The following is a 14,596-nucleotide window of genomic DNA, read 5'->3' as shown; positions in this document are numbered from 1 at the left end:
GTGGTGTCGCCGTCATTCACGGTACCGGTGACATCGCCCACGTCGTCGTTCGCTGCCACGTCACTGGCAGCCGGTGCGCCGGTGTCGATAACGATCGGGAAGCTGCCGCTGCCCTTGTGGTTGCCTGCCGGATCGGTGGCGGTGACGGCAAAACTGTGGTTGCCATCTGCCAGCGCCGTGTCCGGCGTGAAGGTCCACTTGCCGTTGCTGTCAGCGGTGACCGAGCCGAGTACCGTGCTGCCGTCTTTAATGGTGACGATGTCGCCCGGTGCAGCGCTACCGTTCAGGGTCGGGGTGTTGTCGTTGGTGGCTTCGCCTTTCTGCAGCGCGCCGGTATGCGGTTCACTGTTATCCACCACGCTGGTGATCGCCGGCTCGGTGCCGGTCGGGATCAGCAGGGTGATGTCATAGGACGGCGCTTCACCGGCAATGCGGTTGCCCGCCGGATCCTGGGTTTCCAGGGTCAGGCCGTTCAGCCCTTCCAGCAGCGGTGCATCCGGGGTCATACTCCAGTTACCGGTGCTGTCAACCACCGCCGAGCCAATCAGGTGTTTCCCTGCTGCGTCGGTACTGTAAACAAATACGGTATTACCCGCTTCACCAATACCGGTGATCGCAGGCTGGCTGTCATCGGTGATTTCACCGCTGGCCACATTACCCTGCTGATCGCCAACGTTATCTGCAACCCCTGTAATTTTCAGTACATCTTCGCCTGCTTCTGGCGGAGTCGTATCAACGCCAAAATCCAGCGAATCAGAAGGTTCGCTGGTATTTCCTGCCAGGTCGGTTTGGGTCACTGTAATGCTGTGGTCGCCATCGTCCAGCGGTTCGCCCGGAGTGAATGACCACTTACCGTCATCGTCAATAACAGTGGTGCCCAGGATTTCATCGCCGTCATAAATGGTGATGGTATCACCCGGTTCGCCGCCGCCGCTGAAGGTCGGTCTGGAATCGTCAGTGACGCCACCGTCCTGAATCTTACCAGTGATCGGATCGTTATCATCCAGCGCATTCGCTACGTCAGGTTTTGCCGGTGGCGTGGTATCTACCACAATCTGAATCGGGTCAGAAGGATCGCTGATGTTGCCCGCTTTATCCTGCTCACTGACTTCCAGTTCATGCTCGCCTTCGTCCAGATCGTCAGTCGGCGTGAAGGTCCACTTACCATCGTCGTCAACGATGGTAGAACCAATCACTTCATCGTTATCTTTGATGATGATGACGTTACCTGGCGTACCTTCACCGTTAAAGGTCGGTTTAGTCTCGTCAGTCACATCGCCTGAATCCAGCGGGCCTGTCTTCGGGCCGGTATTATCAAGAACATCTGGCTGCTCAGGTTTTTCAGGTGCGCCAGTAATGACGTTAAAGTCACGAATCGGGGAAGGATCGCTGACGTTACCGGCTTTGTCCGTCTGGGTGACGGTGATGTCATGGTTGCCATCCGCCAGGTCTGCGGTCGGTTTGAAATACCAGCGACCATCGGCGTTCACTTCGGTCTGACCGATAGCTTTGCCGTTATCGTAAATGGTGATGGTGGCGCCCGGTTCACCGGTACCGCTCATTTCCGGGCGGGTATCGTCGGTCCAGCCATTCTGGTTAACTTCACCAACGACAGCACCCACCTTATCAATCACGTGTTGAAGGGTGGGTGCGTTTGGTGGAACAGTGTCAACGGTAATCACGATGGGATCAGAAGGGGGACTAATGTTGCCGGAGGGATCTTCTTCCGCGACGGTGAGGTCGTGTTTACCGTCATCCAGCGGTTTCTCTGGCGTGTAGGTCCACTTGCCATCATCACCGACTTTAACCGAGCCGATCTCTTTGCCGTTGTCGTAAATATGAATAGTATCACCGGGCTCGCCGCGACCACTCAGGGTTGGCGCGCTGTCATCGGTGACATCGCCGCTCTTCAGAGGGCCTTTGATAGAGCCGACGTCATCGACGGTGTCACCAATGGCTGGTTTGTCGGGTGCAACATGGTCGCCATTATCTCTGTTGTCATCATCGTTCATGGCAATGGCAGCACCGATACCCATCGAGGTAGCAGTTGCCAAGAAGCCCAGCAAGCCAAATAAGGAGTCGTCATCATCACCGGGAGCAGAAAAGATACCGCTACCGGGGCCCATAGGCTCACCGCCCAGGGCAACTGGTGACAGATTGCCATCAGCAATCAGATAGCCGGTGTCGTAACCTTCTCCGGATAAGGGGACGTAGGCATACAACTGACCATCTTCCGCCATGCCCAGCAGCACCTGATTATTAGGATCACCATCAAAGTAATCCTCGATAATAATGCTTGGTTGAGTATCCCCTTCCTGAATAACATGCAACGCTTTTCCAACGCGCTTAAGTGTAATATTTTCTGGTGCAAAATCATCATTGACATTCTTTAACAAATACTTATTACCAGAGGTTGGTTTAACCTTAATAGCACGATCACTACTGGCAGAAAGCATTCGACTCTTCGCTTGAGTATCATTGTAAATGACTAATGTAATTATATTGGTTCCCATACTTTCAAGCCCTTATAAATAAATTTCCATACAAATGCAATAATGCAATAATGCAATAATACATCTTTTTTCTTCTTTCTATGCCAGGATCAATCTACATATACAACCAGAAGTCAATAAGAAAAAACCACTTGCATATGAGTTAATTTAACAGAAACGAATCATCACGAGTTTCACAGAGGACTCTGAGTCATTTAAGATATCTTAAAAAAGAGGCACCAATAAGCGCTTCAATTTTAAAATTGAATTGTTCAAACGGATTGGTGGGCATGACTATTCCGTTTCCAGAGAGACCCTCCCCTTTATGTCTCATCCCACAGTATTTATGCATGGATAAAAGCGTACGGACCAAATTCTCCCTCAATAAAATCCTGTCAGATCCTCAGACAGAACGTCGGTGGTTTTAGAAGGAGTTAACGAATTACTGACGATCTGTATATATAAGGCACACGTCGAAAAACGGTCCAACAAAGCTACCTTTTATCCATGACACCAGCAATTGCAGGCCTGTTGTTCGCTTCTTTTCTCGCGTTCTGAATGACAACACCAGTGGGTTTCATATCAAACTTCAACTGCCACATTCACAACAGTATCTAGCAGATTAAAACCGTTCAAGCAGATCAGACCGCCCAGGCACAAGCCTGAATGCATCTATGACTAGTGCAAGAGCCGCTGCGATGTATGGGATATCGAGCAGCAATGCGATGTAGGCGGCTGATACAAAATTCACGGGTAAAGTTCAGGCCAGGCAAGCCCACAGGGAAGTATGAGGAGCCAGTATCGTGACGCTCAGCAGGTTTCAGCGATAGTTTACTTTATATGCTTCAGATGAACTATTGGTGATAAACATAACCTATTCTTTTCACGGAACCGTCCGTGTAAGCAATTGTCGCTAACAATTTATTAACAGAATGCATTCAGGCTACAGCGGATAAAAGAGTTCTTGTAACCAAAGAGAGAAACGACAGCTCTTCCATACACTTTTATTGTACGTTTATCATGTGTCAAAAGAATTCAGACACCCTCACATCCTCGACGACTTACTCCATATGGTTTTTATGCATACTCATTTTAAATTCACTTACAGTATATCCCCACTCAAATACAATTAACCTTTAAAAAACAGGAAAAGTAAATATGAGCAAGTTGTTTTGTATATAAAATAATAAAAACGAATTCTCTAAACGATGATGTGCAATAAAATCACACATAAAAAACTCACTTAACCTACATTAAAAACATCTCTATAACTAATCTAAAATTCAGCAGACAAAAGTGCTTTATGCGACATGGATTTCTGATACGATAATTGGCGGTTTGTGCAAGACTTAAGACACCGAAGTCAGCTATCTTCGAATGAAGCCTGATGTATCACTGGACATAAAGAGTGCTAATAAATGCATGGATGATAAAAAAAATGATCACTCATAGAAATCAATAGCATTTAACATGCAATTACCAAGTTGCTTATGTTGTTGTAACCAATTAATATTAAATATTTTTTACTTCATCGCCACAAGACAAACTAAATTTATATCAATAAATTACGCATGTATCACTTCTCTTTGCCTGAACTACTGATATACTATACTTGTTAGGCTATCATTTTGCACTAAAACACATCATATAAATCCTGCTATATTGAATATAAAAACCCAATAAATCCTTGCCTGGTGACATCATGACAAAAGGTTATCTTATAAACAACAAAATTGAATTCTGGCCAGAAGACAACCTTCTTGTATTGTACACCGACCAACTTGTTAACTATAGTCTTACATCACCTGCGTCACGTTGTTTTTTGTTTTTATTACAAAAAGCACCTGAAATCGTACCGCAAAATGAAATTTACAAAGCCGTCTGGGAAGAAGAGGGTATATTTGTCCCACCCAATACACTATACCAGAATATTGCGTCAATACGCCGTGGTTTAAAAACGTTATCTCAAAATGACAATATTATTGTCACAGTACCCAAAAAAGGATTTCAGATCCCTCCTGAAATTAGCATAAGAGAAATGACGTCGAAGGATATTGCCGACCAGACTGTATTTACCTCATCAAAGGCTACCCCTGGCGGGGAAAACACTATCAAATCAAAAAGAAACCCTCTGATTCCTTTATTATTAATCATTCTTGCCTTAAGTTTGACTCTCTATATTTACTATGTTCAAAGTGATACAGAAAATAATTTTTTTGCCAGTTATGAACTCGCAGAAAAAAAAGACGGATGCATTTTTTATCACAACACTAACACCGCTGACATCAACTGGGAGAGTGAGTTGGGCTCTACAGGAGTTATACTAAAATGTAATACGTTCCCATGGGTTTATATTACATCCTATAAATATACGCCATCCTTATCTATCATTGGATGCAACAAGTCAATCCAGCATAAAAAAATCAGTTGCGTTTCAATATTTTATCGCGAGGTTAACAACAATGATTAAAAACAAAGAAGCAATAACAATTTCATTGCTAATAATTACCATTCTTTTGGTTTTTTGGCTCACCTATATCATTCACAACAAAAAAGAAGAAAGCTATGTCAATTGCGTTGCCAGAATGGTTTATCTTCAGGGGAAAATAGCACAACATCTTACGTTAAGTTTTACATTTGACACGTTTGATTCATCTGGTGTTGTTCATATTGAGGGAGTGCAACTTCTCGATGGTATGAACAAGGGTTTTATAAACAGGAATATACACTTTACGTATAAAAAGAATGAGGACAATTTTATACTAAGTTCGACTGAAGTCAGAACGATAAAAGGCGAAAGCATTAATCAGGATGATATTCAGCGGACCTTTCCGGAATTCTACTCAACAGCAAATAGCAAGATTACTTACACAATTTCCAGGCAGAAAAATGATGGATATCTATTCTTAATTGCCGGCACTCCAAGATTCTTTTGCGAAAAGTAAATGAATACTCAATAGTTATTTACCCTGCTTGTAACAATAATGGAAAGATAATAAATTTTGCTGTAGCAGGTATCAAGCACAGATTCTATTTAAAGTTCTGTGCTTATGGATATTGTTTAAGGAAGCAATGCATTAATCAGTTTCAGTATGCCGTCTAAGCCAGTCAGCCACATCCCTTGCAGCTAAGGGGCGGGAGTAATAATACCCCTGGATGACCATTCCTGAAGCACTATTATTTTTCAGCAACTCAAATTGCTCTTTCGTCTCCACCCCCTCAGCGACTACAGACATCCCCATGCTTCTTCCAATACCGGTGATGGCTTTCACAAGGACTGCTACCTTCTCGTCTTTCAGAAACCTGTCGATAAAACTTTTATCGATCTTCAACTCTGTAACCGGCAGTCCTGCAAGACGCGAAAGGCTGGAATAACCGGTACCAAAATCATCAATAGCCAGTCCCACGTCCATGTCGCGTATTTCCTGGATTCGTTTAAGAACGTCACCATCAAACTCAAGCATTGCGCTTTCTGTTATTTCAATTGTCAACATCTTACCCGGGAGATGATATTCTCTCAGTAGCCCGGCAATGATAGAAGGCAAGTATGGGCAATGGAAATTGATTGCCGACAAGTTGACAGACACTGAGCCGATGCTGACATCATTCCGTCTCCATTCAGCCATTTGTCTACAGGCTTCCCTGATAGCCCACTCACCAAGATTCTTAATGTCCCCTGTTTCTTCTGCCAGGGTAATAAACTTATAGGGCGGCACTGCGCCATAGGAAGAAGAATACCAGCGAGCCAGCGCTTCAAGACCATAAACAGTATTATTCTCAGCACATATCTGTGGCTGATACTCCAGCCTTAGCTCATTTCCTTCAATCGCCTCTCTCAGAGCACGTTTCATAAGAAGCCGTTCTTTGACCATACGATCAGTTTCATGATTGAAGAACAGCCAGCTATTTCCTCCGTTGCTCCTGATATGTTCCATAGCTATCTTTGCCCCGGAGAACAACTCTTCCCGTGCACAGTCGGGATAATGGCTGATCCCAATACTCAACGTGAAACTGAAAGTATGCCCCTCCAACACAGTGGGTTTGGCCGTTGCCCGCCCCAGTTCCAGGGCAATTTGTGAGGACATAGTGATACCACATTCAGGCACAACTAGAATGAACTGTATCCCTTCGGTTCTGCTCAGGAAATATCCGGGTTCCAGAATTGACTGCAAACGAATAGCCATCAATAGCAGCAACTGGTCAGCTGCTGCGTATCCTAGATTGTCATTGATTTCATTGAAATTATCTATAGAAAGGCTAAAGGCAGAGAGCTCCTTAACTGGTGCATTTTCGAATAAACGATCGAGATAATGATTCAGGCGGCTTCGATTTGGTAATCCTGTAAGTGGATCGGTCTGTATCAGACGCTCTATCTGTTGCCGCTTTTCTTCCTGTTCCAGTGCGAGCACACACAGATGCACACTAATATCCGCAATCCTTGTGGTGTATAAATCGGATTGCGTATTATTGCTAAAGCTCAGCACCAGCTTTCCCATCAACTGATTGTTATGTGAACGAAGAGTCCAGGCTTTCCGTCTTTGTTTCTGGGTCCCCTTAGATACATTCCGGCCATTAGATGAGGCAGACTCTCCCCACAAAAGCAATTGTCCACCTGAGTAATAATACAACAATGCGCTGCACTCAGGGATAAGGGACTCGATACGACGACAAATTGCATCCCCTGTTTCCATCAGTGACAAACTGCTGATCAGAATTGCCAGGATATCCTTTTCATATTCTCGGATCTCGCGTTCCCTAGTTATGTCAGTCAGTGCTAACACCAGGTTGCGTAACCGTCCGCCACTATCAAGTACTGGATCAACCTGAACTGAAAACCACACAACTGAACCATCAGCACAACGTACTGGCATATCATCCTGAAACCAGTCATCCTGTTGCAATAACCGGATTATGCGATCTTTAATATTTTTGTATTTCTTCTGCTCAGGTAAAAGTACATCTGTTTTTTTCCCTACTACATCTTGGACAGAAAGGCCTGTAAGTATGCTAAATGCTTTATTGACCTGAAGTATCTGATGTTGAGAACCAAGCACAATAATAGGATGGAGTGTATGATTAACCGCCAGCAACAACAGGTGATTATGCTCCCGACGGGCAACCTCATCACTGACATCCCTGGCCATTACCATGTAATAGATACGGTTATCAACATCTACTTTTGAAAGGGAAAACACAGTCCATACTTTTTCACCGTCTTTACGCTCCAGTTGTAATTCCCTGTTCATGCCAACAACACGGGATTCATTACCATCGCGATGACGCTGCACCCAGTCTCTGTGATTATGTTGTAACTGCTGAGGTAACAGGATCCTCATATTCTGTCCAATAACCTCATCACGAACCCACCCCCAGAGTTTTTCAGCTGCCTGATTAAAAAAAACAACTCTGTTTTTCTCATCAACCAGCACAGCAGCAATGATGGTTTGTTCAAGAGCAGGAAATAAAATATGGCCTGCATCCTTCAGAATATTGACTGGTTTCATACATAACCCCGGTTCCGGACATCAGTGCTTATGTCTAACTCGAATTCTGTATATTCTTTTATTCATGAGTATCCTTTTTGGGTTCCCATAATTCAACCCTGTTTCGTCCAAGTGATTTAGCCCGGTAAAGCGCCTCATCAGCTGACTGGATCAATCGTTCATAATCAGGATGCCCACTGAACATCGCCACACCAATGGAGAGGGAAACAGATAATTTATTACCATCAGGAGTAATCACCGTCTGTTTCTCTACCCGGTTACGGATCCGTTCAGCCATTCGTAGCGTTTCTTGCTCTGAAGCTTCTGTAAGGACTATAAGGAACTCATCACCACCATATCGAAAGACATAATCACTGCTACGCACACTATCATAAAATGCCTGTGACACTTTTCGCAACAGCTCATCGCCAGTATTATGCCCATGACCATCATTGATTTCCTTAAAATAATCAATATCAATAATTAATACTGAGAGTGGTGTTCCGACTCTGTTAGCATGTGTAATTTCACGTTTAAAAATGGTCGGAAGAAAGCGTCGGTTGAGAAGTCTGGTTAGTACATCCATCCCTATTTCATGACGGGAAACATCATCAAAAAGGTCACGTAATAATGTTGTAATCTGGGACAAACAGGTGCGAATCTGGAGTACATAACTGATTAGCTTCTGCCTTTTAGACGCTGATGCTGTTTCACTTTTTATGCTATGTATAAGCTCGTCCAATTCAAGCATCAGCTTTGATATATAACCCACACCAGTCAGGCCACTAAAATAGTGTCGACCTTTATGATTAAACCAGAGACCAAACTCAGATCTACTGAATGACTGAATGTTGCATACTTCAGAATCCAGAAGAATTTTATAGACAATGTCAATTTCCCATGATAACAAACTTGATATTTGCTTTTCTTTTTCCTCTTCAGCGTTTTCAAGCAAGGAATACACACGGTAATTTTCATCTTCCCTTGATGACTGGTTCTCACTGAAGGAGAATGCTCTTGACATTACCTCCATAGCAATATCAATGCTTCCCGTTGTAAAGTTTAAAAGCTTGAATTTATCTTCAGCTGAACATTCCATTTTATCAATGAGGGGAGAAAGGAGCTTCTTCAGCACACGAGCCCCCATCTCGACCACCTGAACAGGGATGCCAATTCTTGCATGCATTTCCCCAACATGTTGCTGCATAACAATAAGCTTATCTACACTATCAGCGGTTCCTGATAACACCTCAGCTAACCACCGTTCTAGTGCTCTTTTCAGATGCCGTTCGACTTGTTCATTCGTCAGAAATTCTTCAGCCTGAGGATCAGTCAAGACTGTGTCGTAAAATCGCTTACTCATGCCTGCAGCATTGTTTGTAGCCAGAATCTGAGAAAGCGTCATGACTCTTGCATCAGTGTGCGAAATCAACGTTGTCCATTCCTGCTTCATTTTGCTCAGAAATGTCTGCATGGGGAATATCCTCACAGATAAAGTTACGGATTATATATAATATAAACTGTCAAGATGTTGCGATCACCAATAAATCCAAAAAAAAATAATAATTCCATATAATTGCATTTTCACAGACAGATTACACTCTCGATACATTTATACTTGGTGATACTATCTGCAATCATTACTAGTTAGACACATAATATCACCATAACAGCAATCACGCCTTTGACTCTGCCAAAACATATTTCTTACTATTATTTCATGGCAACAACAAATATTAATAAGAAATTACTTTAGACACGCCGATAATATAAATTTAACTTTTAACACCGTTTGGAGTTAAATATACATCATACTGTTCTGGCATATTCTCACCTAAAATAACCATCACGTACAGCAATACAGACCAGGATTACCACCACTTCAATTAAGAATAGTACACTACAACAGGCATGGCTGTTCGTCCATCGTTCAGCCAATGGTTGTATTCACATGAAATATAAGGAGTTGTATTTAACTACCAGACGCCATCGATGAACTCCATTCCCATCTTATACCCCAGAATTCAAAGGCTGATACGTACCAGGCAAAATTCATATAGTTTTCGAAAGATCAGGAAACAGTCAGTTGGGACAACAAAAAAACGACCAGCTCCCATGACAGAAAAAAAGACCTGCAGGGAGTCTGACAGGTCTGTAACCGGAATAATAGGGTTGTTGAATATTATTCATTATCAGTCAGTTATCTCGTCGTCTTTACGATACGATAAGAAGCTGACAAAACGGACTCTATGACACTAGAAGATGAATCCCCTTACCATGCACATAAGCACAGACAACATCAGAATGCAGAAGGACGACTGCGCACGTGACTGAGTACCATGTACTGATTCAGGCAAGCATTCTTATAGCTTCTATATGATGGCTCGTATTTCACCATTATTCAACACATGTAACTTAAAACAAGAAGTTTCTTTAAAAACTATTTTTAACCTTTTAATATCAAAACGTTAAGCACTAAGATATATCTTAATCGCAACAGTTTCAATGGCTACATTAGTTTATTTTATGTGTAATTAAATCTAATATATCTGTCGATGCTTAAGCATTTCCACTCCCAACTAACCGACATAATCATAAATCTATTTAACGGAGTGTGTTCTGGCAGGTTATTACAGAAAACGCTAATCTCATTGCAGAACGTCATGGAATAGTAGATTATTCTCATCATATTAGTATAAAATTCTCATTTACAGAAATGATATATTAAACCACACTAACCTTCGAAATAACATTTTATTTATAAAGACTCAATTTGAGGTTATTATGAAGGTCATTTCACTATGCAATTATACTGAAATAGGAGTTTACAATCTATATGTTAATAATAGGTTGCCTATACATGCATTTAAAGAAAGCATTATTGCCATTGCATTTAATCTTGATGGCTTACGTTATGCGATAAAAGAAATAAATAACCTTAAGCTTGAGCCCTACTATAATATAGTACATATTCACTTTTATTTATCACCTGAACTTTATGACTACCATTATTTTATTTTATTCTTAATTTCAAATGAATGTCATATAAAATTCCTCGAAACAACATGTCTACCTGTAAATAGAGACGGACTTTCAACAAACTGGTTAAATCACTATGATTTCATAAAAAATATGAGATTCAAAAAAAATGAGATCGCCTATATAAATGCAATGGTTTCTTTAAAAAAGCACAAAGCGAATGTACCAAGTTAACTCTTCCATATTTTTACTACGACAACCTGAAGGTCTGCCGTATTAGATATCATCTAATCGAGAAATTACGAATTAAGAGAAACAGATTTATCTTATACATGATGAGCGATCTGATACTTAACACTCTACAAAAAGATTTCTTGAAAGCTTTATAAATTTAAATCGTTGAGTAGCCAAATGACACCCAACGAAATAGCATACTCAACGACCAACGATGTTCATCGTCAAGATAAAAACTGCATATCAGTTACATTTTATATATTATTGACACTTCGAAATATCAAATTGGTCAGCAATCAAGGTATTTCTAATGAATAGTAAAGCAGTATACTATCCACGTAAACCTCAGCCATATAGAATCCCGCCAGAACTGGAGAAGGAGTTTTGTGAAAACCTACCATTATATATGATTATAGCCTACTGGGCTTTGTTAAAGGGTACACCAGTTACAGTCAGAGATGTTCGCCTGGCTTTTGAAATCAGTCTGCGCAGGGCAAGCGATTTATTGGAATACCTGACAGAACAGGGCTCAAAGGTAGTTCAGGCAGAATGCTATATGATTCCCTCAATCAGAGGAGGAAAATGTATGTGCAGAGCCTGGAACGTTATGAGTGTCAATGGTGAGTTAGCCCGGCTTCACAATGTGTCTCCTGCCCGGGAACAGAACAGTCCTACGAGCTCTAAGGATGGTTCTCTCAATGAAGAATTCCAGGATCTTCGCCGGTGGATTGTGCAACGACGTACTGGTGAAACCATCTCTTAGGTATCCCAATATTTGGATATAAAAACCATTAAAATTCTTGAGATTAATGCACAGCTCAGCATCCGGTCTCAAATAACTCTCCCCATGTAAAAGATCCCATATGCATAACCACAATATATATTGTGGCCCCAAAGGTAAGTACTTACTATCCGTCAGCAGATTAACCATCAGAAACTGGCTACTGTTAGTTGAACCACGCAACATATAAATCAGCTCCATTCCTGCCATCACCGGTCCCTTCTTACTCCTACCATTCTCATCTTCGGGAAACCAGAGCCACTTCATCTATGTAGCCACTACCTCTCCAAAACCCTATTCATTGCATAAACCGTAATATTAGCAATGAAATATTTACAGCCAGATTCAGAAACATAAATGCCTCATTCAATCAGACCTACTGGTGAATTCGACTTACCTAATATGCTAAAGTGACATGTGAGCCATTTTTTAACCCTGTTGCGTTAGCTTCTTCGGTATCAATGTGGAGCCCCAGTGCAAAATCCTCATGTCCCCCAACTACTACTTCATTAAAAGTCAATTGACGCTCTCCGCTACTACACACATTAACCTTTTGTCCATTGGTAACATTTAGTCGAATAGCATCCTGTGGAGACATATGAATATGTCTCCATGCACAGATTACCTACGAGCGCAATTCCACATGATCTGCAGGACCGATCAATAGTGCACTACCTGAGTTATCAAAAAAAACCGATTCGCGAACCGGAGCGCTGATGCCAAGGGTAAAACAGTCAAAACGCGAAATTTCCAGTTGTGATACATGACGGGAAGGTCCCAGTATCCGAATATTAGTCAGGCAACCTTTCGGGCCAACAACAATAACATGTTCATGTGCAGAAAATTGTCCATGTTGACAAGTGGCTTGAAAGGGGTCAGTGCATAATCCTTTCCAAATAGTATTTAAACATCATGTTTCGACAGGTGCACATGCCTGTTCGACACACCAACCGGGATCACAGGATTGACACGGCCTGGACAGAAGATGTTTTTTCGTACGAAAGAGAATCAGTCATGTATTACTCCTTTTATTTATTATCTGCTTATCATCTATCTCAGAGAGTAAGTGACACTACATCTAGGATGGAATCTAAATTCAGCTTATTTATCAATCAATAAAGCATTAAATAAAACCATTACCAAATATCAAAAAGTCATACCACAACCCAATCCATTTTTTGACCTTAACTCGGAAGCAATCAATTATGCATACATAGTTACCCTGGCTAATAGCTTATCGATTGACATCATCGCAAGTTCCAGCTTTATCTGATGCTTGTATAATTATAATTCATTTACCCAAACTCGAAGATATTAAACAGGATAAGTTGCCATAATAGCCAGTTCAGTCGCACAACTGGTAAGAGACGCGGTCTTATCATTGATGCACATTTCGTTTTTTAAATAATTCCCTCGCCTCATACAAGCTCAATGCATTGGCTCCCCCTGAATAATCTGGATCTGACGACTGAATTGGGTCATCTTCCCAGTCACATACAGGGCAAATTTCATAGAGCCCTACACCTTCGAAAATTTTCTCCCCACAACAGGGGCAAGGATAACGCTCGTTGTCCATTGTATTTTCCTCTATTAACGTTTTACCTGGTTTAATCAAATTGCTGAGAGCTTCATCAACTTTTCAATCGAGAGATGCCTAAAGCTCAATGATGGATATTCAGATGCAGTTTTGAGCTTAGAAATTGCAGATATAACCATTAGGCTCGAGGCGCTCAACCATCATAACCCTTATGTACTTCTCTGAGTTGCATCTTACGTTCAAAGGTTTCATTTCATACTATTTATAGCAACTCCATGCTGGTCTTTCAACATTGCTTAGCTTAGTGAAGAGTTCCGACTCTGTCTAATGGTTACACAATTATTCGTGTCTTCCATATCGTATGGTTTTCACATCAACCACATCGTTCATCAGAACAAGACGTTACTATTAGAGGCATTGATTGTATCATTGATACGAAAATGACCCGATCGTTGAATTGGCTATATTTTAAACACAAACACTGACAAAAACTTAATAAAGTGGTGTATTCCTGGATCTATGTTATTTCTTCTCAATTTCAAAATTATGACAATGTCGGTACGTGTTGGCACATTTATAGCTTCATACAATCATATGACATAAGTTACTATTTGCATCGCAGTGATGTTCATGTTCCTGAAGCATTCAAGTATAGTTTTTAGTGTTTTCAGGTAATGGATTCCAGAAAGTCTGGATTATAAAATAGAAATTAGGTTCGGATTTTTCCACAACAAAACAGACCAATTAATAGTTTTCATTGGTTAAACTGAAGTTACATACATTTATCATATTTAAAAAAATGGAATTTATGTATTAATTGAAGAACATAAAGAAGACAGGCCATCATATCCCTTTACTGAGGAAGTGAAACTATCGAGAGTTGCCTGATAATAAATCATAAACGTGTACCATGGGGTAAATTAATGCTATTTAGTCTACAACTTATGATTATCTTGATCTGCCTGTTTTGTGGCGCCAGAGATGATGGAATTTCACTGAATCTGTTTGGTGATATGGGTCTGGTGATTCTGATTTTCGTATAAAACTCCAGCCGGGAAACCTCCTGTCATTACAACGACAGCTCATGCGC

General features: G+C 41.5%; 8 protein-coding genes and 1 pseudogene. 4 read left to right on the top strand and 5 right to left on the bottom strand.

What is annotated here, in order from left to right; all coding sequences use genetic code 11:
* Positions 1-2,396, bottom strand: a 2,396-nt coding sequence (locus AOY23_RS22655) for an Ig-like domain-containing protein (RefSeq protein ID WP_235503408.1), incomplete at its 3' end; no start/stop codon positions are given.
* A gap of 1,798 nt (positions 2,397-4,194) precedes the next feature.
* On the opposite strand from AOY23_RS22655, the gene AOY23_RS15190 reads away from it, so the two are divergent.
* Positions 4,195-4,962 (top strand): winged helix-turn-helix domain-containing protein, encoded by a 768-nt coding sequence (locus AOY23_RS15190; protein WP_054179588.1) that lies wholly within the window; start codon positions 4,195-4,197, stop codon positions 4,960-4,962.
* Positions 4,955-5,437 carry a hypothetical protein gene (locus tag AOY23_RS15185; RefSeq protein ID WP_054179587.1) on the top strand — a complete coding sequence of 161 codons (483 nt, stop codon included), beginning with the start codon at positions 4,955-4,957 and terminating at the stop codon, positions 5,435-5,437. The genes AOY23_RS15190 and AOY23_RS15185 overlap by 8 nt, the downstream gene beginning before the upstream one ends.
* A 132-nt stretch (positions 5,438-5,569) precedes the next feature.
* Here the strand turns inward: AOY23_RS15185 and dosP are convergent, their stop codons facing one another.
* Both dosP and AOY23_RS15175 read right to left on the bottom strand, forming a co-directional pair.
* On the bottom strand, positions 5,570-7,996 hold the full coding sequence (gene dosP, locus AOY23_RS15180; protein WP_054179586.1) for an oxygen-sensing cyclic-di-GMP phosphodiesterase DosP: 2,427 nt from the start codon (positions 7,994-7,996) through the stop codon (positions 5,570-5,572).
* Between the two features lie 58 nt (positions 7,997-8,054).
* Positions 8,055-9,449, bottom strand: coding sequence for a diguanylate cyclase (locus tag AOY23_RS15175; RefSeq protein WP_054179585.1), 1,395 nt, complete (start codon positions 9,447-9,449; stop codon positions 8,055-8,057).
* A 1,310-nt stretch (positions 9,450-10,759) separates the two neighbouring features.
* Here AOY23_RS15175 and AOY23_RS22650 point away from each other — a divergent pair.
* Both AOY23_RS22650 and AOY23_RS23240 read left to right on the top strand, forming a co-directional pair.
* On the top strand, positions 10,760-11,188 hold the full coding sequence (locus tag AOY23_RS22650; RefSeq protein ID WP_152958572.1) for a phosphatidylserine decarboxylase: 429 nt from the start codon (positions 10,760-10,762) through the stop codon (positions 11,186-11,188).
* 310 nt (positions 11,189-11,498) lie between these two features.
* Entirely contained in the window at positions 11,499-11,951 is a 453-nt protein-coding gene (locus tag AOY23_RS23240; protein WP_081005650.1) for a CaiF/GrlA family transcriptional regulator, read from the top strand.
* 415 nt (positions 11,952-12,366) lie between these two features.
* On the opposite strand, the pseudogene pduL reads toward AOY23_RS23240, so the two are convergent.
* A pseudogene (gene pduL, locus AOY23_RS21930) lies at positions 12,367-12,985 on the bottom strand (phosphate propanoyltransferase).
* 362 nt (positions 12,986-13,347) lie between these two features.
* Positions 13,348-13,545, bottom strand: a complete 198-nt coding sequence (locus tag AOY23_RS21925; RefSeq protein WP_072171020.1) for a CPCC family cysteine-rich protein — start codon at positions 13,543-13,545, stop codon at positions 13,348-13,350.
* Positions 13,546-14,596 lie beyond the last annotated feature (1,051 nt).

The organism is Trabulsiella odontotermitis (assembly GCF_001297775.1).
Lineage (GTDB): Bacteria > Pseudomonadota > Gammaproteobacteria > Enterobacterales > Enterobacteriaceae > Trabulsiella > Trabulsiella odontotermitis.
This window is presented reverse-complemented; position numbering and strand designations above follow the sequence as displayed.